General features: G+C 69.4%; 18 protein-coding genes. 10 read left to right on the forward strand and 8 right to left on the reverse strand.

The genetic code is table 11. The annotated features are described in order from the left end of the window. Positions 1-27: 27 nt before the first annotated feature. Together F4Y45_12320 and F4Y45_12325 are read right to left on the reverse strand one after the other, a co-directional pair. Positions 28-2,034 carry a TRAP transporter fused permease subunit gene (locus F4Y45_12320; GenBank protein ID MXY25293.1) on the reverse strand — a complete coding sequence of 669 codons (2,007 nt, stop codon included), beginning with the start codon at positions 2,032-2,034 and terminating at the stop codon, positions 28-30. Next, positions 2,010-3,041 (reverse strand): TAXI family TRAP transporter solute-binding subunit, encoded by a 1,032-nt coding sequence (locus tag F4Y45_12325; GenBank protein MXY25294.1) that lies wholly within the window; start codon positions 3,039-3,041, stop codon positions 2,010-2,012. The genes F4Y45_12320 and F4Y45_12325 overlap by 25 nt, the downstream gene beginning before the upstream one ends. A gap of 90 nt (positions 3,042-3,131) precedes the next feature. On the opposite strand from F4Y45_12325, the gene ggt reads away from it, so the two are divergent. After that, complete coding sequence (gene ggt, locus F4Y45_12330; protein MXY25295.1) at positions 3,132-4,853, forward strand: gamma-glutamyltransferase; 1,722 nt, start codon at positions 3,132-3,134, stop codon at positions 4,851-4,853. On the opposite strand, the gene F4Y45_12335 is transcribed toward ggt, so the two are convergent. Continuing rightward, positions 4,850-7,096 carry a transglycosylase SLT domain-containing protein gene (locus tag F4Y45_12335; GenBank protein MXY25296.1) on the reverse strand — a complete coding sequence of 749 codons (2,247 nt, stop codon included), beginning with the start codon at positions 7,094-7,096 and terminating at the stop codon, positions 4,850-4,852. The genes ggt and F4Y45_12335 overlap by 4 nt on opposite strands. A gap of 114 nt (positions 7,097-7,210) precedes the next feature. On the opposite strand from F4Y45_12335, the gene F4Y45_12340 reads away from it, so the two are divergent. Continuing rightward, positions 7,211-7,474 carry a hypothetical protein gene (locus F4Y45_12340; protein MXY25297.1) on the forward strand — a complete coding sequence of 88 codons (264 nt, stop codon included), beginning with the start codon at positions 7,211-7,213 and terminating at the stop codon, positions 7,472-7,474. Between the two features lies 1 nt (position 7,475). On the opposite strand, the gene F4Y45_12345 is transcribed toward F4Y45_12340, so the two are convergent. Further along, positions 7,476-7,871 carry a hypothetical protein gene (locus F4Y45_12345; protein MXY25298.1) on the reverse strand — a complete coding sequence of 132 codons (396 nt, stop codon included), beginning with the start codon at positions 7,869-7,871 and terminating at the stop codon, positions 7,476-7,478. 78 nt (positions 7,872-7,949) lie between these two features. Here F4Y45_12345 and F4Y45_12350 point away from each other — a divergent pair, with 78 nt between their 5' ends. Beyond that, the gene (locus F4Y45_12350) at positions 7,950-9,032 is read left to right on the forward strand and encodes a GAF domain-containing protein (GenBank protein ID MXY25299.1); all 1,083 of its coding nucleotides are present in this window, start codon (positions 7,950-7,952) and stop codon (positions 9,030-9,032) included. On the opposite strand, the gene F4Y45_12355 is transcribed toward F4Y45_12350, so the two are convergent. Further along, positions 8,966-9,727, reverse strand: a complete 762-nt coding sequence (locus F4Y45_12355) for a uridine kinase (protein MXY25300.1) — start codon at positions 9,725-9,727, stop codon at positions 8,966-8,968. The genes F4Y45_12350 and F4Y45_12355 overlap by 67 nt on opposite strands. Between F4Y45_12355 and F4Y45_12360 the strand changes: the two genes are divergently transcribed. The 3 genes from F4Y45_12360 to F4Y45_12370 all read left to right on the forward strand — a co-directional run bounded on the left by F4Y45_12360 (position 9,652) and on the right by F4Y45_12370 (position 12,957). Then, entirely contained in the window at positions 9,652-10,446 is a 795-nt protein-coding gene (locus tag F4Y45_12360) for a chlorite dismutase family protein (protein ID MXY25301.1), read from the forward strand. The genes F4Y45_12355 and F4Y45_12360 overlap by 76 nt on opposite strands. 85 nt (positions 10,447-10,531) lie before the next feature. Beyond that, a complete protein-coding gene (locus tag F4Y45_12365; GenBank protein ID MXY25302.1) occupies positions 10,532-12,028 on the forward strand; it encodes a divalent metal cation transporter in 1,497 nt (498 codons plus the stop codon). Continuing rightward, positions 12,028-12,957, forward strand: coding sequence for a M23 family metallopeptidase (locus F4Y45_12370; GenBank protein ID MXY25303.1), 930 nt, complete (start codon positions 12,028-12,030; stop codon positions 12,955-12,957). The genes F4Y45_12365 and F4Y45_12370 overlap by 1 nt, the downstream gene beginning before the upstream one ends. Before the next feature lie 60 nt (positions 12,958-13,017). On the opposite strand, the gene F4Y45_12375 is transcribed toward F4Y45_12370, so the two are convergent. Beyond that, complete coding sequence (locus F4Y45_12375) at positions 13,018-13,977, reverse strand: hypothetical protein (GenBank protein MXY25304.1); 960 nt, start codon at positions 13,975-13,977, stop codon at positions 13,018-13,020. Then, on the reverse strand, positions 13,974-15,512 hold the full coding sequence (locus F4Y45_12380; GenBank protein MXY25305.1) for an AbgT family transporter: 1,539 nt from the start codon (positions 15,510-15,512) through the stop codon (positions 13,974-13,976). The genes F4Y45_12375 and F4Y45_12380 overlap by 4 nt, the downstream gene beginning before the upstream one ends. Positions 15,513-15,594: 82 nt before the next feature. Between F4Y45_12380 and F4Y45_12385 the strand changes: the two genes are divergently transcribed. The 4 genes from F4Y45_12385 (at position 15,595) to F4Y45_12400 (ending at position 20,923) form a co-directional block, all read left to right on the forward strand. Beyond that, positions 15,595-16,020, forward strand: coding sequence for a ferredoxin (locus tag F4Y45_12385; protein MXY25306.1), 426 nt, complete (start codon positions 15,595-15,597; stop codon positions 16,018-16,020). Between the two features lie 87 nt (positions 16,021-16,107). Beyond that, positions 16,108-18,477: a carbohydrate binding family 9 domain-containing protein gene (locus F4Y45_12390; protein MXY25307.1), complete on the forward strand. Its 2,370-nt coding sequence runs from the start codon at positions 16,108-16,110 to the stop codon at positions 18,475-18,477. 25 nt (positions 18,478-18,502) lie between these two features. Then, positions 18,503-19,393 carry a dihydrodipicolinate synthase family protein gene (locus tag F4Y45_12395; protein ID MXY25308.1) on the forward strand — a complete coding sequence of 297 codons (891 nt, stop codon included), beginning with the start codon at positions 18,503-18,505 and terminating at the stop codon, positions 19,391-19,393. A gap of 9 nt (positions 19,394-19,402) precedes the next feature. Then, positions 19,403-20,923 carry a M48 family metalloprotease gene (locus F4Y45_12400; GenBank protein MXY25309.1) on the forward strand — a complete coding sequence of 507 codons (1,521 nt, stop codon included), beginning with the start codon at positions 19,403-19,405 and terminating at the stop codon, positions 20,921-20,923. A gap of 43 nt (positions 20,924-20,966) precedes the next feature. Here F4Y45_12400 and F4Y45_12405 read toward each other — a convergent pair whose 3' ends face one another. After that, the gene (locus F4Y45_12405) at positions 20,967-21,488 is read right to left on the reverse strand and encodes an NlpC/P60 family protein (GenBank protein MXY25310.1); all 522 of its coding nucleotides are present in this window, start codon (positions 21,486-21,488) and stop codon (positions 20,967-20,969) included. Positions 21,489-21,607: the final 119 nt, after the last annotated feature.

Raw genomic sequence — 21,607 nt, forward strand, 5'->3', positions numbered from 1 at the left:
ATACTCCAACCAGTGCTTCCGTTTCCGTTACCGGGTCCGAACCAGGTGCAGCACGACGGCCGCACCGAAGATGACTAATCCCATGATATCCGTGGTCGTGGTCGCGTAAAAGAGGAGCAGGCCGCCGGTGACGGCGAGCGCCCGTTCCGGCATCGACGCCGCCCGGCGGAGCCAGCCGCCCAGCCCCATCGCCAGCGCACTGACGCCGATGGCGGCGGTGCCGACGGTCCGGATGATGTCGCCGGCGGGCGCCTGCAGCAGGACTCCCGCGCCCTCCGGGCTCACCGTGAAAGCGAACGGCACGAGGAATGCCGGCAGCGTGTACTTCCACGTGAGCATCATCGTCTGGAAGGGGTTGCCTCCCGTGATTGCCGCCGCCGCGAAGGGTGACAGCGCCGTCGGCGGCGACACCTCCGACAGCACCGCGTAGTAGAAGATGAACATGTGCGCGGCGAAGTCCGGTACCCCCACCAGGGTGAGGGCCGGCGCGATCATCACCGCCGCGATGATGTAGGACGCGGTGACCGGCACCGCGAGGCCGAGCATCCAGACCGCGACCGCGGCGTAGACGACGGTCAGAAAGATGTTGCCCCCCGCCAGGTCGACGATGATGCCGGAGATCTTCAGGCCGAGGCCGGTGAGGGTCACCACGCCGACGATGATCCCGGCCGTTGCCGTCGTCGCCGCGACCGGAAGCACGCCCCGGCCGCCCGCTTCGAGGGCCGCCACCAGGCGACGCGGCACGAGCGCGTTCTCCCGCCGGAGGAAGCTGAGGGCGATCGCGAGCAGCGTCGACAGGAAGACCGCGCGGAACGGGGTCATGCCGCTGACCAGCAGTACGACGATGGCGATTAGCGGGAGGAACTGGTAGCCGAAGCGGCGGGTCAACTCGCCGACGGACGGGAGGTTGACGTCGACCGCGTGCGTCCCGAGGCGGCGGGCGTCGGCTTCGATCATCAGGACGATCGAGAAGTAGTAGAGGACGGCGGGCACGATGGCCATCACGATCACCTGCAGATAGGTGATCTGCAGGAACTCGGCGATCAGGAACGCCGCCGCGCCCATCGTCGGCGGGGCCATGATCGCGCCGATTCCGCTAGCCGACAGGATCCCGCCGCCGATTTCGGCCGAGAAACCGGCGCGGCGGAGGAGCGGCCAGGCCACGGCGCCGAGGGTGACGGTGGTCGCGACGCCGCTCCCGGAGACGGTTCCGAGCAGGAAGCCGGAGAGGGTCACCGTCCGTCCCGGCCCGGCGCCGCTGTGGGACCGGCCGAATGCCGACATCGTCCACTGTATGAAGAATTGCCCGGCGCCCGAGTGGGCCAGGATGGCCCCGAAGATGGTGAACAGGATGATGAACGTCGAGGTGACGTTCAGCGGGACGCCGAAGATCCCCTCCAGCGTCATGTAGAGCGTGCCTACGAGGCGGGCGACGTCGTAACCCCGGTGCGCGAAGAGATCGAGGCCGATCAGCTCGAGATACGGCCCGTAGTAGCCGTACAGCAGGAACGCGACCGCGGTGACGGGCAGGATCGGGCCGACGGTCCGCCGCGTCGCCTCCAGCACGACCAGCGTCGTTACCGTTCCCAGCAGCAGGTCGGTGGTGGACGGCGTCGCGGCGCGGTAGACGAACTGATCGAAGTCGATGATCGGCCAGGCGAGCGCCACCAGCGAGATCGCTCCCAGTATCCAGTCGAGCGGAGTGACACGTGGGCGCCAGCGGGCGTGCATCGGGAAGACGAGGAACGTCAGGATGAGCGTGATCGCCAGGAAGCTGACGCGGTAGATCTGCGGCTGGACGATGAACACCACCCAGTAGAGGGCGTAGAGCGACAGCCCGGCGGCGAGAGTGGTGGCGATGCGGCCGGTCGTCCCGCTCAGCGTGCGGGTCGGGACGTCCGGCTCGGTGTCGTCGAGCGGCGCCGCGACCGGCGTGATCGGTTCCGTGCGGTCTGCCCCGGATCCGTCGGCCGGCTCCGTCGATCCCGTTGGCGGCGTGTCCGATGCGGTCAGTTTGATCCCCCGTCCGTCCAGGCGCCCGCTTCGCGATAGTAGCGGATGGCGCCGTCATGGAACGGGATGGGGGAGCCGACGGTGGCGCTGTCGAGGGTCAGGACCGCCGCCATCGGATGGACCGCGGCCAGCTCGGTGTGGTGGGCGAACAGCACGCGCGTCAGGTCGTAGGCGAGTTGCTCGTCCATGTCGGCATGCACGACCAGCACGTTCGAGACCGCCACGACGGTTACCGTCTCTTCCATGCCGGGGTAAGTGGAGGGCGGGATGGGGGAGTTGTGATAGACGAGCGAGCCGAACTCCGCCTGAAGCGTGTCCAGCGTGTCGCCGTTCGGCACGACCTTGATGGTCCGCCCCGGCGTCGACGCGAGGTCGAGAATGGCGCCGGTTGGCAGGCCTCCGCTGAAGAAGAAGGCGTCGATCTTGTCGTCCTTGATGGCGTCGACCGACGCTGCCGCGCTCAGGCTCTGCCGGGTGATGTCGGCATTCGGATCGACGCCCGAGGCTTCGAGAATCCGGAACGCGCTGATCTCCGTGCCGCTCCCGGGCGCGCCGGTCGAGACGATGCGCCCCTTCAGATCGGCGACCGTCTCGACACCCGTGCTCGTGACCGAGATGAGGTGGTTGTAGTTGTCGTAGAGCACGGCGAGGGCGCGCATCGGCACCGCGCCGAAGTCGGCGAAGGGACCGCGCTGGTTGGCCGCGTCATCCAGCGAGTCGGCCAGCGCGAAGGCGATGTCGGCCGACCGGTTCCCGATGAACTTCAGGTTGTCGACGGTTCCCGCCGTCACCTCGGCGGTGGCTTCGACGCCGTCGACGTTGTCGCTGATCACCTTGGCGATGCCGCCGCCGTAGGGGTAGTAGACGCCCCCGGTCCCGCCCGTAGCGATGGACAGCCGCACAGTGAGTCCCGTGCCGCCGCCCGGCCCGCCGCATGCCACGGCGGCTGCCAGCGCAATCGCCACCGCCGCCACCAGGGCCACGCGCCGCCTCGGCTCAAAAGACCGTCCAGAGTGTCGTGCCGTCATTCCGCGCCCCCTGTCGGATGCCTCTCGTCGTGCCGTGCATTATGCCCGATCGCGTGTCCGTCAGGGCGCGCCTGCGGCTATGCTGAATGCATGACTTCGAGCCGGGGACAGAACCGCTCGCTGGAACCTGTGCGCCGGGCCGTAGCGGCGGCCGTCGTCGCGGTCCTGGCGGTGGCGCACGTCGCGGGGCAGTCGGCGCCGGTGCGGAGCCGGGCCGGGATGGTCGTGGCGTCCGATCGGATCGCGGCGGAGGTGGGGCGCGACGTTCTGCGCGATGGCGGATCAGCGGCAGACGCGACGGTGGCGACGGCGTTCGCCCTGGCCGTTACCTTCCCGAGCGCGGGCAACATCGGTGGCGGCGGATTCCTCATCTACCGGGGCGCGGACGGCGAAGCGGTGGCCTACGACTTCCGCGAGACCGCGCCGGCCGCCGCGTCGGCCGAGATGTTTCTCGCGGGCGGCGAATACGACGCGGCGCGCCATCACGACAGTCACGTCGCAGTCGGCGTCCCCGGCTCGGTGGCGGGGCTGCATCGCGTCTGGGTCGATCACGGGCGGTTGCCGTGGCGCCGCCTGGTCGAGCCGGCCGTCGCGCTGGCCGGTGACGGGTTCGAGCTGACCGTGGATCGGGCGGCGGCGTTTGCGGGCGTGCTGCCGCGGATGGCTCGCTATCCGGCGTCGGTCGCGGCCTTTTCGAAGGACGGAACGCCATACTCGGCGGGGGAGCGGTTCCGCCAGCCGGAGCTCGCGGCCACCCTGGAGCGGATTGCCGAGGGCGGGCCCGACGGCTTCTACCGGGGCCGGACGGCTGAGTTGATCGCGCGGGAGATGGCGGCGAACGGCGGACTCATCACCGAGGCGGATCTGGCGGCGTACGAAGCCCACGCGCGCGAGCCGATCCGCGGGACCTACCGCGGCCACGAGGTGATTTCGATGCCCCCGCCCAGCTCCGGCGGGGTGACGCTGGTGCAGATGCTGAACGTCCTCGAGGGGTACGACCTGGCGGAGGCGGGACATGGTTCCGCCCTGAACGTGCACCGGATGATCGAGGCGATGCGCCGCGGCTTCGCCGATCGTGCGCGGCACCTGGGCGATCCCGATTTCAACCCGCGGATGCCGGTGGCCGAACTGACGTCCAAGGCGTACGCGGGCCGGCAGCGCGCGACGATCGATCCGGCGCGGGCGTCCGCGTCGGGGCCGGAGCGTTTCGAGTGGCCGCCGGTCGGCGACGAGACGACGCACGTCTCGGTCGTCGACGCCGACCGGAACGCGGTGTCGCTCACGACCACGCTGGAGCAGAGCTACGGCTCGAAGATCGTCGTGCCGGGGGGCGGGTTCCTGCTGAACAACGAGATGGGCGACTTCAACGCGGGACCCGGTTTGACGACGGAGAACGGACTGATCGGCACCGAACCGAACCTTGCCGCGCCGGGCAAGCGGATGCTGTCGAGCATGACGCCGACCATCGTGACGCGCGACGGGCGGCTGGCGCTGGTGACCGGCAGCCCGGGGGGGCGGACGATCATCAACACGGTGCTGCACACGATCGTGAACGTGATCGACTTCGGCATGAACGTTCAGGAGGCGATCGACGCCCCGCGTTTTCACCATCAGTGGTTGCCCGACGTGGTGCGCTACGAGCGGCGGGGACTGTCGCCGGACACCCTGGCCCTGCTGGAGACGCGCGGTCACCGGCTGCAGGCGATACGCGCGCAGGGCGCGGCGCATGCCATCGCCTTCGATCCCGATTCGGACCTGCTGGAGGGCGCGCCGGATCGACGGCGCCCGGATGCCGCCGCCGCGGGCTATTAGCGCCCGCCGTAAATCCGCTGGTAGTTCGCGTAGTTCGCGACCACTTCCTTCACGAAGTTCCGCGTTTCCGTGTACGGGATGCCGTCGATGAAGAAGTCGCGGCGCAGCTGGCGGGCGGCGTTCCACCAGTCGCCGGCGTGGTCCTCACCGGCGTTGTAGGAGACCATTACGGGCAGGTGCTCGCCGTCGAATAGCGCCAGCAGGTCGGCGTTGAGGCGGGCGGCGATCGCGACGTTGACGCGGGGATCGGCGAGGATCGCCTCGTCCACGCCCGCGGGGGTGACGACCTCGGCGACCCCCGCCCGCTCCGCCAGCGCCTCGGCCGTGTACGGCATCACCTGCAGCAGACCGACCGCCCCGACCGCCGAGCGCGCGTCCGGATCGAACCGCGACTCCCGGCGCATGAGCGAAACCAGCAGGACCGGATCGGAGCCGTGAGCGTCGGCCGCGCCGACGACGGTCGGCCAGAACGGCCGCGGGTAGGCGATTGTCCAGAAGTCGTCTGGCAGGCCGGTCGCGGCCTGCGAGAAGAACCCGCCGAACGAAGCGAACAGCACGCGCGCGGCGCTCGCATGGTCGCGGGCTGCCGACGAGGCGCGGGCGGCCAGGAGGGCGAGGCCCCGGTCGCCGCCGTGACGGCCCAGCAGCCGCCGGAGGTACCACGCCGCATCGCCCGTCAGGCCGGCGCGGGCCAGCGTCATCGCGGCGCGGTACTCGGCCCGGGCGCGCGCGCCGCGGCCGACGGAGAGGCGCGGGAAGGCGATCCGCTCGAGTTGCACGGCCGCTTCGTCTGCTGCGCCGCCGGCATCGAGTTCGGCCAGGCGTTCGCGCGCCGTCAGCCCGTAGTAGTGGTAGGGGTAGCGAGCCGCCAGCGGCCGGAAACGGCGGATGGCGGCGTCGGTCTCGCCGTTCTGTTCGTGGGCCACGCCGAGCCAGTACTGCGCCGCCAGGGCCAGGTTGCCGCCGGGGCCGCGGTCGATCAGCGCGTGCAGATTCGTGAAGGCGCGCTCGTAGTCGCCGTCGCGGACGGCGGCGACGCCGGCGCGCCAGAGCATGGCCCGCGCGTCGTCGGGTGTCGGCGCCGCCTCGAACAGGCCAGGGTAGAGGGCGAGGCCACCCGGGACATCGCCCCGCCCGACAAGAACCGCGGCCAGGAGGACTGCCGCGTCGCCGCGTTGCTGCGCGTTGGCTCCGGCGACCCGGCCCTCCCAGAGATCGAGCCCGAGAGGTCGGGCCCGGTCGAGATCGCGCATGCGGATCGCGAGGCGGAAATCGATCAGGCGAATGCCGGGTGTCCGCGCGCTGGAAGGGAATCGCCTGTAGAACGCGGCGCACGCATCGACCGCGGCCTGGTTGTCGCGCTGGGCGTAGAGGGTCGCGATGCGCTCCGACGCGACCCGCTCCTGGGTCGGCTCGGCGGGGTACGCGGCGGCCCAGGCGTCGAGCGCGGCGAGCGCCGGCGGAAAACGCGACGCGTTCCGCAGGCGCTGAACGATGAGGGCGTACTCGTTCTCGGCGAATGGCGGCAGCACCGCGCCGCGGGAGCGCGCCAGGCGGGCGGCTTCCCGGGATGCGGTCTCGTACGCGTTCCCCGTCCGAAAGCGGAGCTGCGCCAGCCGCAGCGTCTCGAGCGCCGCGGCCGTGTCGCCCGCTGCCTCCTGCGCGGCGGCGAGACCGAGACGGGCGGCATCGGTGTCGGCATTCCGGCCTCCGCCCGCCAGCACCCGCCGGTAGAGCGCCGCCGCCAGGTTGGGAGCGCCCGCGTCGAGATGGGCCTCGGCGACGCGCAACACCAGGTCGCGGTGGCGAACCGCGTCGCCGGCGACCAGCGTGTCGAGGTACGGCGCCGCCTCGTCCGGCAACCCGCGGTCGGCGAGGCTCGTGACGATCGCGCGCCGGGCGAACGTCCGCATGTAGACGGCGCCGTCGATCACCGTCCGCCATGCGGCTTCCGCGTCGGCACGACGGCCCGCCTGGGTCAGAAGGGTTGCCCGGAGAACCGTTGCTTCAAGCGGTGCTTCGTCGTCGCCGAGCGCCCGGTCGAGAATCGCCAGCGCCGCTTCCGGATCGCTGGCGCGCATCGCGGCGACGGCGGCCGGCCAGTCCGGAGGGGGAAGCTGAATCGCCGCGTTCGGGTCGGCCTCCTGCCCGAGCAGGAGAGCCCGTTCGGCCTGGGCGGCGAGGAGAAGGAGCGTGGCGGCGAGGACGTGCGCGGCGGGGCAACGTAACAGGTACGCAACCATGGTCCGGATGCTGAGAGCCTACACGAAGCACGGAACGTCGCGAGCGGGCCGTCGTGAAACCCTGCATAGCACCGAGGGCGGCGGTTTCACGACGGCCTGCTAGTATCCCGCCCCGTGGCGTACCACTACCGGCCGATGGTGCTGGAGGCGCTCGCGACGCACGGTGTCCGGCCGACGCTGGAAACCCGTCCCGCCCTCGTGCACGAGTTCGTGAGCGACCTGTACCGCTTCGAGTTGCGGCGCCTGCGGGCCCGCCAGGTGCGGGGTGAGATTCCGAAGGAAGACTACTCGCGCCACGTCATCGCGCTCCGCAAGCGGTACCTGCTGGTGTCGCTGCCGCTACCGCACTGGACGACGGACGAGCCGGTGGAGCAGTGAGCTACGGCCGGCGCCAGTTCCCGAGGAGGTTGCCCATCGTGATCGCGCGCGGACGCCATTCCTTCGGCGTCATCACCTCGAACATCTCGGTGTGAGTCGGGGAGCCGTACGCGGCGGGCGCGGTGTCGAGGACGATGAAGTTCTGAAAGAACTCGATATCCGGCGCGCGCCCATAGACGTTGACGCGGTAGCTGAGCCGGAGCGGCGCGCGGGTCTCGTCCAGCTCGGGCAGCGCCGCCATCCGGTCCTTGATCCGGCTGACCGACACGGGTAGTTCCAGCACCTCCAGCGCCGTGGACGAGCCGGCCGCAGCTGCATCCTGCGCCACGGCCGTGGCTGGCGCGACCAGCCCGACCGCGAGGGCGCCGATCGAGACGATAGACCAGATGAACCGCATTGGATGCTGGCCCGCTTGAAGCCCTGTACACGCTACGGGGCCGGCGCCGACCTGTCAAGGTGCCGGTAAGATGACGGCGTGGTTCTGGTCGGTCTCCTGGGCGGCGTCATCGTACTTCTCGTTGCGCTGCTGGGGCTGTTCGCCTGGCGCCTGCACGGGGCGCGCGACGGCGAGGCGGTGGCGCGCGGGCGGATGGCGGCGCTTCTCGCCAACGATGCCTCCGGCCTCGCGGTGTGGGACGCCGGCGGGCGCCTCGTTGCCTGCAACGAGCGCTTCCGTGAGTTCTATCCGTCGGTGACGCTGAAGCGCGGACTCGAGTACGAGGATCTGGTCCGCTACACGGCGACCCGGGCCGTCCTCCTCATCCCGGAGCAGGAGATAGGCGCCTGGATCGAGGCGCACCTGGGCCACCTGACCCAGGCGACAACGGAAGAACATCGCACGCCGGATGCCCGCTGGATCGAGATCCGGACCCGCCCCACGGATCAGGGCGAAACGCTTCTCATCTATACCGACGTGACGGCGGCGCACGAGGCGGCCGCGGCGGCGGCAGACGTGATTGCCGGGGGGGAGGAGGCGCCGGCCGACGGGATCGCGAGTGCGGCGACCGCGCACGCCGCCGACCTCCGCATGCTCCGGGACGCGGTGACGATCGGCCGTGAGGCGGTGTCGTTCCACGCCGCAGCGCGCGACCTGTTGCGGGTCGTCGCCGAATGGGGCGGCTGGGACGCCGGCACCGCGTATCTGGCCGCCGCCGAGGGAGACGAGCCGTTGATCTCGACCGGTGTATGGCATGTCGGTGAAAGGCGGTCGCTCTCGGTCACGGCGCGCGGCGCGATCGACGCGTGCTGCGGCGACATGGACGACCACGTGCTGCACCGCGCCGCCGCATCCGCGGAACCGACCTGGGTTGCGGCCATCGCCGTCGATCCGCGGTTCTCCGACGCGCGCCGCCTCGCGTTGCGGGATCTCCGTTCGCTCTGCGCCATCCCGGTGAGCGTGGCGGGGCAGGTCGTGGCGGTTGTGGAGCTGTTCTCCCGCGACGGCGTGCCGCCGGATGTGATGCGGCAGCGGCTGCTTGCTGAAGCGGCGGATCAGTTGGCGCGGGTCTTCGAACGCGAACGCGCCGCGCTCGTCGCCGGCGCCGACGCACGCACCTGATCGATCGCCGCGGCGACGCAGGCCTCGAGGGGGGCCGCGCCGTCCACCGTCATGTGAGCGAAGCGCGCGCTCGGCGCAATCCACCGCAGGTAGCCCGGCCAGACGGTGGCGCGCCACTGTCGGTGAACGGACGCCTCGTCGCGGCCCCGCTCGCGCCTGTCGCGGGCGATGCGGCGGGCAAGCGCCGTCGCCTGGTCTATCTCGATATAGACGCGGGTGTCGGCCATCCCGCGGATCGCCGGCCAGTGCAGGACCAGCAGGCCCTCGAGCAGGAGGAACGGCAGCGGCCGCAGGCTGATGGTTGCTTCGGTGCGGCGGTGGGTTCTGAAGTCGTAGACGGGACGTTCGGCGGGACGGCCGGCGCGCAGCAGGTCGAGCTGCCGGCGCAGCAGCGTCACGTCAATCGAATCCGGCGAGTCGTAGTTGGCCGCGGCGCGCTTCGCCAGGTCGTATTCCGGATGGTCCCGGTAGTAGGCGTCCATCGGAATGACCGCGGCGGGTCCCACCTCGAGGGCGTCGGCCAGATGGTGCGCCAGCGTCGTCTTGCCGGCGCCGGACGCCCCCGCGATCGCTATGAGGTGCGGCCGTCTCATCGGAGCGTCAGTATAGGATCGTCGCCGTGACCGAACCCACGGCGCACGTCGCCGCCCCCGGCCATGCACCGCCCGCCGTCGGGCGCCACGCGCCGCCCACATCCGAGGGGCCGCCCGATCTGCGCGAGCACGGCGCGCCCGTCCGGGGCGCCCCGCAGACGTCGACGCGCCGCCTCTTTGTGCAACTGCAGGTGCTGACCGGCTGTCTCGAGGCCGCGCCGGTCATCGAGGCGGTGCGCGCCAGCGGCCTCGACGCCGTGGTCTACGCCGACGTGAACGACCCGCGCGGCGTTGGCGTGCTCCTGATGAGCGAGGATCCCGCCTGTTTCGCGGAGGCGGGACGGGCGCTGCTGACTGGCGAGCCGTTCCGCGACCTCGTTCCGCGAGCCGGACTGACGATGATTGGGCGCACCTACTCCTCCGGCCGCGAGCCGGATCTGGAGGACTTCCTGCTGCGAAAGGTCCCCCGCAACGTGCTCGATCCCGCGCATCCGTGGGCGGTCTGGTACCCGCTGCGGCGCATAGGCGCGTTCAACCAGTTGCCGCGCGCCGAGCAGGGGAAGATCCTGATGGAACACGGCATGCTGGGCCGGCGGTACGGCGAGGCGGGCTATGCCGTCGACGTCCGGCTGGAATGCCATGGCCTGGACCAGGACGACAACGAATTCGTCATCGGCCTGATCGGCCCGGAGCTCTACCCGCTGTCGCGACTCGTGAAGGACATGCGGTCGACGCGGCAGACGTCGGAGTTCATTCAGCAGATGGGCCCGTTCTTCGTCGGCCGGACGCTCTTCCAGTCGCCGCTGCCGGCCGCCGGCTGAGCTCCCGCCGCGTTCGGCGGGAACGCGCGGCGTCCGCCGGGAGGACCGCGGCCGCCGGGCTGGGCCGTCTGCTAGAATCGGCGCGATGCCGAGCGACCGGAAGCCGCAGGCCGACGAGTCGCTCAGCCAGTTGCCCCTTCCCGATACGAACCCGCGCGGTCTGCTGCGCCACTTCGGCCCCGGGCTGATCCTGATGATGACCGGCATCGGGACCTCGCACCTGGTGACCGCGCCGGCGGCGGGAGGGCGCTTCGAGTACGCGCTCCTCTGGTGCATTCCGGTCGCCTACATCTTCAAGTACTACGGCTTCGAGATGGCGTTCCGCTTCACCAACGCCACGGGCCGCAGCATGCTCGATGCCTATACCACGGCGCCGGGGAAATGGCCGGTCTGGTACGTCCTGATCACCACGATCATTCAGTGCGCCCTCGGGCAGGCGGGGCGCCTCGCCGCCGCCGCCGCGGTCCTCTTCTACGTCTTTTCGGAATACCTGGCGCTCGGTTTGCCGAGTTGGGTGTACGGGCTGGGCCTCGGCGTGCTCTCGGTGGGGATCATCCTCTATGGACGCTATAGCGCTGTCGAGCTGACGACGAAGGTGTTCGCGGGACTGCTGTTCGTCTCCACCATCGGCGTTTACCTGTTCGAGCCGGCGCCGATCTCGGCGATGGGGCGTTTCTTCGTCGTCGAAACTCCGGCCGGATCGTGGCTGCTGATCGCCGCGTTCCTCGGCCTCCTGCCAACTGGTATCGACGTGTCGCTACAGGCGTCGGAATGGGGCAAGGCGAAGCGGGTCGGGATGGGGCGCATCCGCGAGCAGCTCGAGCGCACGGGCATCGCACGCCGCTTCGACCCGTTCGGTTCGACCAAGGAAGACCTCGCCGTCGACGTCTCGCAGTTGCCTGATCAGGCGCAGGAGTACTGTCGCCGCTGGTTCCGGATCGGGCTGTGGGATTTCACCCTGGGGCACATCGTCTCGTTCGTGCTGGCGATAATCTTCCTGCTGCTCGCGGCGGTCTGGCTCTACCCGAGCGAGGTGTCGGGCAACGCGGTGATCGGGGAGATCGCGCGGATCTTCACCGACAGCATCGGCCCCGGCATGATGCTGATCTTCCTGCTGGGCGCCTTCGCCGCGACGTTCTCCACCGCCTTCAACTACTTCGATGGCTGGCCGCGCGTCGTGGCGGCCTGCTGCCGCAACCTGTTCCGCCCGACCGCGGCGCTTCCGGGCATCGCCGCCGAACAGCTCACGGACAACCACCGCCGGACGCTCGTCTCCGAATACAACATCTATCGCCTGACGATGTTCTACTCGCTGATCGCCGCGGTGCTGATCATCGCCGGGCTGCCCCGGCCGGTCTACCTCGTGCTCGTCTCGTCCGCGCTCGCCTTCTTCATTGCGCCGGTCATCTACTTTCTCAACGTCTACTACTGCGTCACCGTGATCCCGAAGGACAACGCCGCGTTCTACCCGTCGGCGCCGGTTCGGGCGTTCGCCTGGTTCAGCCTGGTGGTCTTCACCGGACTGACGGCCCTCGTGATCCTGGATCGGGTCTTCGGGGTGGCGCTGTTCGGGGGTTCGTAATGATGGTCATCCGCCGCTGCCGGTATTGCCCGCGGTTGCGCTACGGGCTCGTGTGCGTGGCACTCGTCGTGCTTCTCGCCGCGCCGGCCGCCGCCCAGAACGGGGACGGCGAGTTGATTCAGTCGATCTCGCACCGGGCGCGCGCGCTGCACCCCGGGGAAGTGGTGGTGCTGAACGTCCGGATCGACGGGCCTACCCGTTCGCTCACCGGCTCCGCGTTCGGGAAGGACCTCCATTTCTTCCCGGCCGGACCGGCAAATGTCTCCTCCGCCCTGATCGGCGTCGATCTGACGGTCGACGCCGGCGCGCATCCCGTAACGGTGCGGGCGGAGGGAGCCGGCGGCAACGTCGACGAACGGACCTACACCCTCGAAGTTGAACCGAAGCAGTTTCCGACGCGCGAGCTGACCGTCAACCCGAGCTTTGTCGATCCGCCCGCGGAAGTGATCGAGCGGATCCAGCGCGAGGCGCGCCAACTCGCCGCCATCTTCCCGGTGGCGAGCCCCGAGCGGCTGTGGAGCGGCGGTTTCCTCCGGCCGGTGCCGGGCGCGGCGACCAGTGCTTTCGGGCGCCGCAGCGTCTTCAACGGCCAGCCGCGCAGCCCCCATAGCGGCGCCGACTTCCGCGCGGCGGAAGGGACGCCGATCCGGGCGCCGAACGACGGCGTCGTGGTGCTGGCGGCCGACCTCTACTTCTCGGGCAACGTCGTGATCCTCGACCACGGCTGGGGGCTTTATTCCTACTTCGCCCACCTCTCGGCCATCGACGTGGCGGAGGGAGACAGTGTCAGCCAGGGCGAGACCGTCGGGAAGGTCGGCGCTACCGGCCGGGTCACGGGACCGCACCTGCACTGGACGGTCCGCCTGAACGACGCGCGCGTCGATCCGGTCGCGCTGATGGAGCTCTTTCCGGCCGCTGGCGCACGGTAGCTAGCTGCCACAGGCTGGCCGGGGGCGCACCTGCTCCGGCGCCAGACTCCCGGCACCCCGTCAGAAGCGCAGGCGCAGGCCACCCGCGAGATTCGGGCCGCCCAGTGCGAAGGGCACCGGTGTCCTGGGGATGTCGTGCGACGTGATGCTGGCCCTGGAGTAGCGGACGCCGCCGCCCAGGCCGACGCGGTCGTTGAGCAGCCAGGTGACGTCCGCGCCGATGTTGTAGCCCAACTTGGTCGCCCTGGCGACGGCAACGCGGTGGCCCGTCAGGAATGCCTGGTCGAAGGAGGGCATGACGTCGCCGGTGCCTATGTGAGTAACGGCATCCTGCCGCGCAATGAAGATGGTGGGGCCGGCGAAACCGCGGAGAAGCAGCCGGTCGGTGAGCGCGCGCCAATACTGGCCCTGAACGTCTATGCCCATCTCCCGTCGCGTCAAGCCCGTGATGAAGGTCTCGAACTCGCGGGGGAACGAGAGGATGTAGGGATGGGGTACGCGCGCGTCGAGTTGAACCGTCATCGGCTTGTCGATCCTGGAGAATCCGAGGCCGAGACCGAAATATCCGCCCAGCCTGCGACGACCAAGGCGCCAGGCGAGGCTCGCGTTCAATGCGAGCGCCCTTTCCGCGTCGTAGTACGTCCTGAAATCACCCGACTCGTCATGTAACAGGAAGAGGTGGATCGTATTGAACTGAACGCCAATCAACCGGCGGCCGAAGTCGAGGGCGAACAGCCGCGTCGGGACCTCGGACATCCGGACGCCCGCCGGCGCCTGGGCGTCCGTCGATGCCCGTGCGTCGGCCGACGCCTGTGCGCCGGTTGACGGTTGCCCATCGGCTGACGTCGGGGCAACGGTTGATGCCTGGGCCCCGGCCGGGGCCGGGCGCATGATCACGGCGGTGGCGAGCAGAGCCAATACCACGGCGGCGGCACGGGCGGCGGGAGGTCGTAAGGTCATGCCGGTGAGAAGCGCGCGGGCGTCAATCCAGCGGGTCGCAACATTCGTCGGTTCCGTCATTGTGGAAGGTATAGTCCAGCCCCTGGCCCGACCGGCAGTCCCAGCAGCATCCAGATGACCAGCATCACCGACCAGCACGCGAGAAAGACGACGGTGTACGGCAGCATGGTCGCCACGACGGTGCCAATGCCCGACGTCTTGTCGTACCGTTCGAAGAACGCGACGATCAGCGCGAAGTAGGACATCATCGGCGCGATGACGTTCGACGTGCTGTCGCCGATTCGATAGGCGGTCTGGGTCAGCTCGGGGGAGTAGCCCAACAGCATGAACATCGGCACGAAGACGGGCGCCATCACCGCCCACTTCGCCGAAGCACTCCCCATGATCAGGTTCAGCACCGACGACAGCAGCACGAACGCCAGCATCAGGGGGATGCCGCCCAGCCCGGAGGCGCGGAGCGTTTCCGCACCCTTCACCGCCACGATCAGCCCGAGATTCGTCCAGTTGAAGTAGGCGACGAACTGCGCGGCGAAGAAGACGAGCACCAGGTAGGTGCCGAGGGTGCCGATCGTCTTCCCCATGCCGTTCATCACGTCGGTGTCGTTCTTGAACTTGCGCGCGCCGGCGCCGTAGGCAATCCCGATCCAGGTCCCTCCCAGGAAGATGAACGCCACGATGCCGGAGAGGAAGGGCGAGCGGAGCAGGCTGCCGGTCTCGGGGTTCCGGAGGAAGCCGCCGGCCGGCGCCGTGCCCCAGAGAAGCAGCGCGCCGAACAGGGCCGCTGCCACTCCCGCGAAGCGGAGGCCGCGCTTCTCGTCGTCCGACAGGCGATCGATCGCGGTCGACTGTGCCGTGCCCTTGTACGGCCCGAGTCGCGGAATGACGATCGACTCGGTCACCCACGTGCCGGCGGCGGAGACGACGAACGTCGAAACGACCATGAAGAAGTAATTCGCGGCCGGGTTGACGGCGTAGCCTGGCTGGACGATCTGCGCCGCCTCCTCGGAGAGGCCCGCCAACAGCGGATCGATGGTGCCGAGCAGAAGGTTGGCGCTGTAACCGCCGGACACGCCGGCGAAGGCGGCGGCCAATCCCGCGATGGGATGGCGCCCCGCGCCGAGGAAGATGATTCCCCCGAGCGGCACCAGCAGGACGTAGCCGATCTCGCTCGCCGTGTTCGACAGGACGCCGGAAAGGACAATGACGAACGTCAACAGCCGCTTGGGCGCGGACAGCACGAGCAGGCGGAGAACGGCGCCGATCAGTCCGCTCGCCTCCATCACGCCGATCCCGAGCATCGAGACCAGCACCGTGCCGAGCGGGGCGAAGTTCGTGAAGTTGGTCACCATCTCCACCAGGATCCGGTGCAGGCCGGCGACCGTCAGCAAACTGATTGGCGTAATGGTCTCGCCGGTTCCGGGGTGGACGGCCTCTAGTCCGGTCCGGGCCGCAACCGCCGACAGGAGGATGACAACCCCGGCGAGAATCGCGAACAGCGTGGCGGGGTGCGGCAGAGCGTTCCCGCCCCGTTCCACCGCGGTGAGGAATACCGATGTCCAGTCGTTGAGGAACGAGAAACGGGGGCGTCTGGCCATGCCGAGGGTACCGATTCAGCGCTGTCTGCGACCATCGGCGCGCCATCCGGGACGCTGCCGGTCGCGTGCTATCCTACGGCAATTGGAGCCCTTCCGCCCCGACGTCCCGGGAACACGCCGGTCCGCGGCCGAGACGGACAGCCGGGAGAGCCAGCGCCGCGCGGCCACCGCGGTCGGCGTGGATGTCGCCCGCCGCCACATCTTCCTCTGCTGCGATCAGACCATTCCCAAGTGCTGCGACAAGGCGCGGGGGCTTGAGGCCTGGGCTTATCTGAAGCGCCGCCTGAACGAGCTGGGCCTGTCGGAAAAGGGCGGCGTGCTGCGCACCAAAGCCAACTGCCTTCGCGTCTGCGAGCGTGGACCGATCGCGGTCGTCTACCCGGAGGGGACCTGGTATGGCGGATGCGATCCCGACGTGCTGGAGCGCGTCATTCGCGAGCATGTCGTCGGCGGCCAGCCGGTGGCGGATTACGTCATCACCCGGAACCCGCTGGACCGCTCAAGCTGAACCGGGCGGCCCGGCGATGCAGACTCGGGCAGGGCCCGGAACGGGCCGGGAAACGCTAGAATTAGATTCCCTGTCTCTACGAATACGATGACCGTACGAATCAGCCGTCTTGCAGTTGCCGTAGTGTGCGCTTTGTCGGTCGCCGGGTTGCCGTCCTACGCGGCGGCGCAGCAGTCGGCCGACGACGCGGAACTGACCGCGCCGGAAGCGCGCGACTTGACCGCTGATGGGTTTCCGCTGGCCAGCGCCCGGCAGGTTTCCGCTCCCCCCATCGTCGATGGCGACGTGCTGGGCGACGGGTCGTATGCGGATGCGCCTTTCGCAACAGGCTTCGTGCAGAGCCGGCCGTTCGAAGGGCAGCCCGCCTCCGAACGGACGGAGGTGCGCGTCGTCTACACCGAGGACACGCTCTACTTCGGCATCGTCTGCTTCACGGAGGATCCGGCGACGATCATCGTCGCCGACAGCCGGCGCGACTCCGACCTCACCGAAACCGACAGCTTCCAGATCATCCTGGATACGTATCACGACGGACTGAACGGGTTCGTTTTCGGCACCAATCCGGCTGGCGTCGAATACGACGGTCAGGTGACGAACGAGGGGCAGGGGAGCGGCCGGTTCGGTGGCGGCGGTTCCGGGCGCCCTAGCAACAGCCGGCAGCAGCGTGGCTCCGGTGGCGGCCTCAACGTGAACTGGGACGGCGTGTGGCAGGTCGTGACCAGCGTGACGGACGTCGGCTGGAGCGCGGAGATCGCCATACCGTTCCGGACGCTGCGCTATCCCCCGGGAGAAGTCCAGACGTGGGGGATGAACTTCCAGCGCAACATCCGGGTCCGCAACGAGCAGTCCTTCTGGTCGCCGATGCCGCGCCAGTTCAACCTCAACCGCCTCTCCCTCGCCGGCGAGCTCCAGGGACTCCGCGTGCCGGCGCAGCGCAATCTGCAGATAACCCCGTACTTCCTGGGCGACACGACGCGCGCGGCGAGCGGCGCCACTTCGCGCGACGGCCAGTGGGGCGCCGACTTGAAGTACAGCATCACGCCGAGCGTGACGCTCGACGCGACCTACAACACCGACTTCGCACAGGTCGAGGTGGACGACGAGCAGATCAACCTGGACCGGTTCACCCTGTTCTATCCGGAGAAGCGCCCGTTCTTTCTGGAGAACGCCGGCCTCTTCTCGGTAGGGCAGTCGGGGGCCGTCGATGTCTTCTTCAGCCGTCGCATCGGCCTGAGCGCCGATCGCGGCCAGGTACCCATCATCGGCGGTGGACGCCTCTCGGGAAAGGTGGGCAACAACACCAACGTCGGCTTCCTCAACATGCAGACGGCGCAGGTCGCCAACCCGCTGGACGAGACGATCGGAACGCCGCAGCAGAACTTCACCGTCGCCCGCGTCCGGCAGGACATGGCGAACCGCTCGAATGTCGGCGTAATGGTCGTCAACCGGCAGGCGAGGGGCCGGTATGCGCAGGGGCAGGATTACAACCGGACCGCGGCATTCGACGGGCGTTGGGGCATCGGCGAGGGCGGAACCGTCACAGGGTTCTTCGCGCGGACCTACTCGCCGGCCGACACCGGGCTGCCGGCGGACAACACGCACGCCTACGGATTGAGCGCGCAGCACCAGTCCGAAGTGGCGCGTCTCAGTCTCGGCTACACGGAGGTCGCGCCGAACTTCAATCCGGAAGTCGGATTCCTGGCGCGCCGGAGCTACCGGCGGATGAACGGCAGCATTTTCACGACCCTCCGCCCGGACAACCTGTGGGGGCTCCACGAGTGGCGGCCGCACATCAACCACTTCACGGTGTTCGACTACCACACGGGTCGGCACCAGTCCCAGTTCACGCATATCGATCAACACCTCGAATGGCGGAACGGCTACCAGGTGAACACCGGCGTGAACATCACGCGGGAAGGAGTGTTCGAGCCGTTCCAGATTCACGACAGCCCGGACAATCCCGTTTGGGTTCCGCCCGGCGTGTACGACCACAGCGAGGCGCAGATCGCCGGCAACACGAACCTGGGCGCGCCCGTCAGCTTGAATGTGAACAGCATCATCGGCGGCCTGTTCGGCGGCAAGCGGATCACGGTGACGCCGTCCCTCGCCGCGCGCGCCGGCGAGACGTTCAACGCGATACTCGAGTGGAGCTACAACGACCTGCGGCTGCCGGGCGGGCATTTCACGACGAACCTGGCGCGGCTGCGCGTTTCCTATTCGTTCAGCACCCGGATGTTCCTGCAGGCGCTCGTGCAGTACAACGACAGTGCGGAGATTTGGTCGTCCAACCTTCGCTTCGGCCTGCTGCGGGACGCGAACAGCGGACTGTTCGTCGTCTACAACGACATCGACTACCTGGGCAGCATGCTCTACCGGGAGCGCTACGAGCAGGCGCTGCAGAGCACCGGCCGCACCTTGACCATCAAGTACAGCCACCTGTTCAACGTCTTGCGCTGATATTCCGGTTTCATTGCTGACCAGCATGCGCCTCGACGGAGTGCTCCCGCCCATTCCTACGCCGTTCGACGACGGCGGCCGCGTAGATGCCGCCGCGATGTCGGCGAACGTGGCGCGCTGGATGGCCACGCGCATCCGCGGCGTCGTCGTGCTCGGCTCGAATGGGGAGGCGCCTCTCCTCGACGAGGCGGAATCGGACGCCGCCATCGCGGCGGCGCGCGAGCAGGTGCCGCCCGACCGGCTCTGCATCGCCGGGACGGGGCGCGAGTCGACGCCCGCGGCGATCGGCGCGGCCCGGCGGGCGGCGGATCTGGGCGCTGACGCCGTGCTGGTCCGGACGCCGTCGTACTTCAAGCCGCTGCTCACCCCGGAGGCGTTCGTCGCGCACTACACGGCGGTGGCGGATGCGTCGCCGGCGCCGGTCGTCCTCTACAACTTCACCGCGCTGACCGGCGTGACGCTGGCCGTCGACGTCGTCGCGCGCCTGGCCGAGCATCCGAACGTCGTCGGCATGAAGGAATCGGGGAGCGACCTGACCTACCTGTCGGCGTTGATCGACGCCACGCCGGATGACTTCGCGGTCATGGCGGGTTCGGCGCCGGTCTTCTGTCCCGCCCTCGTCATGGGGGCGGCCGGCGGCGTGCTGGCCGTGGCGTCGGTGGCGACGGATCTTTGCACCGACCTGTACGACGCCGTCCGCGCCGGCCGTCTGGATGAGGCGCGCGTGCTGCAGCGCCGGCTGACGCCGATCGCGCGGCTCGTCACCTCGGCGCATGGCATTCCCGGGTTGAAGGCGGCGGTGACGATGCTCGGCTTCACGGCGGGCGACCCGCGGCCACCGCTCCGTCCCGCCGGTCCCGCGGCGATCGAACAGCTTCGCACCGCCCTCGAGTCGTTGCGGGCGCCGGTGGCATAGGGACCCGCCGTGAAACCCTCACCACGGGCGACCGCGCATGCCTCCGCCCGATCGCGCGCCACCTGGCCGCTCGTCTGCCTGCTCTTGCTTGTTGCCGCCGCGGCGATGGCGGCGTGCGCGACGAATCCGGTCAGCGGCAGCCGCGAGCTGGTTTTCATGAGCGAACGGCAGGAGATCGAAACGGGTCGCGAAGCGGACGCCATCATCCGGACCGAGATGGGCGTCTACGACGATCCGGCTCTGCAGCAGTACGTCGAGGAAGTGGCTCATTCCCTCGCCGGCGTGTCCCACCGGCCGGAGTTGCCCTGGACGTTCACGGTGGTCGACTCGCCGGTCGTCAACGCGTTCGCGCTCCCGGGCGGTTTCATCTACCTCACCCGCGGGCTGATGGCCTACCTGAACGACGAGGCGGAGCTTGCCGGCGTCCTCGGCCACGAGATCGGCCATGTGACCGCGCGCCACGCCGTGCAGGCCTACAGCCGCGCCGCCGGCGCGCAGGTGGGGCTGATTCTGGGCCAGATCTTCGTTCCGGGAATGCGTCCCCAGTACGGCCGGCCCGACATGACCGGCGCCGCGGCGCAGGGCCTCGGCGTGTTGTTCCTGAGGTTCGGCCGGGACGACGAGCGGCAGGCGGATCGGCTGGGGGCCGAGTACGCGGCGGCCTCGGGCTGGCATCCGCGCGGGGTCGCGGGGATGCTGACGACGCTGGGACGAATCGCGGATACGACCGACCGGCGCGGTACGCCGAACTGGCTCGCCACCCACCCCGACCCGCTGGACCGCGTGGCCGGCGTGACCGGTACGGTCGACAGCCTTCTCGCCGACACACCCGACCCGGCCGCGCTGCGCGTGGCGCGTGAGGATTACCTGCGGCGCATCGACGGACTGATGTTCGGCGACAACCCGGAGCAGGGGATCGTCCGGGGCAGCGAGTTCCTTCACCCGGAGATGCGTTTCGCGTTCTCCTTTCCCCCGGGCTGGGAGGTGCAGAACAGCCCCGAGGTGGTGGTGGCGCGGGAACCGGGCCAGGACCGCTACATGCTGCTGCAACTGGCGGATGACACCGGACGCGGACTGCCCGAAATCGCCGACGCGGAGATGACGTCGGCCGGATTTCGCCAGGTGCAGGGCGGGCGCACCGACATCAACGGACTCGATGCCTATCTGGGCACCTGGACGCAAAACATCCGGGGCATGGGGGAAACCGTGGCGCGGGTCGCCTGCGTCCGGTCAGGCGGGTTGATCTACCTGTTCGGCGCGTTCGTGCCCGTGAGCGATTTCGACCGGGTGGAGCGTGAGGTTCACGCCAGCATCCGGTCGTTCCGGGAACTGACGGTGGCCGAGGCAGACGCGATCCGCCCGAACCGAATCGCCATCCATACCGTGCGCGAAGGCGAGACCTGGCAGAGCATCGCGCAACGCGTCGGCGAGGAAATCGTCACGGCGCCCACCCTGGCCATCATGAACGGTTTCCCGGTGAACGAGCAGCCGCTGCCGGGCGACATCATCAAGATCGTGACGCCGGGCTAGAGGGCCGGGCCCCTGGCGCACCCCGACGGATCGCACGGCCTCCTCAGGAGCCGGCGGCGTAGCGGCGCACCCCGAGGAAGTGCTGGCTCCAGTAGCGCGTGTCGAGCGCGTCGATGCGGACGGCGCTTCGCTGGTTCGGGGCATGGACGAACTGCCCGTCGCCGATCGCCAGACCGACGTGAGACGCCCCCCCTCCGGTCGTCGCGAAGAAGACGAGGTCGCCCGGCTGCAGATCATCCCGAGCGATCGCCTGTCCCTCGCGGTACTGTTCGGCGGCGGTCCGTGGCAGGGTCACGCCATGCCGTCCGAAGACATAGCGGGTAAAGCCACTGCAGTCGAAGCCCCCCGGCGCCGCGCCTCCCGCGACATAGCGCGAGCCTTGCAGGGCAAGCGCCGTCGTGATGATCCGGCCCGCGTTGCCGGGATCCGTCACAACCGGCGCCGGCGCCCAGCTCGGCGGCATCCCAGGACGGGGGAACGGAGCGGGAGCAGGACCCCGGCCCGAGGCGCAGGCCGCGCCCAGCAGCATCAGGCAGACTGCTCCCGCGCTGGCGTATCCCCGCATCGTCCGGAGTATCGGACCGGTCGGCGACGGACTGCAGTCGCGCCCGGGCGGGCGCGCTGGAAGTTCCGCTGGCGCGAGACTTCTCCGCGCATGCTCCTGGGGGGACAGCTAACTCACGC

The organism is Acidobacteriota bacterium, assembly GCA_009838525.1.
In the GTDB taxonomy this organism is placed as follows: Bacteria; Acidobacteriota; Vicinamibacteria; order Vicinamibacterales; family UBA8438; genus VXRJ01.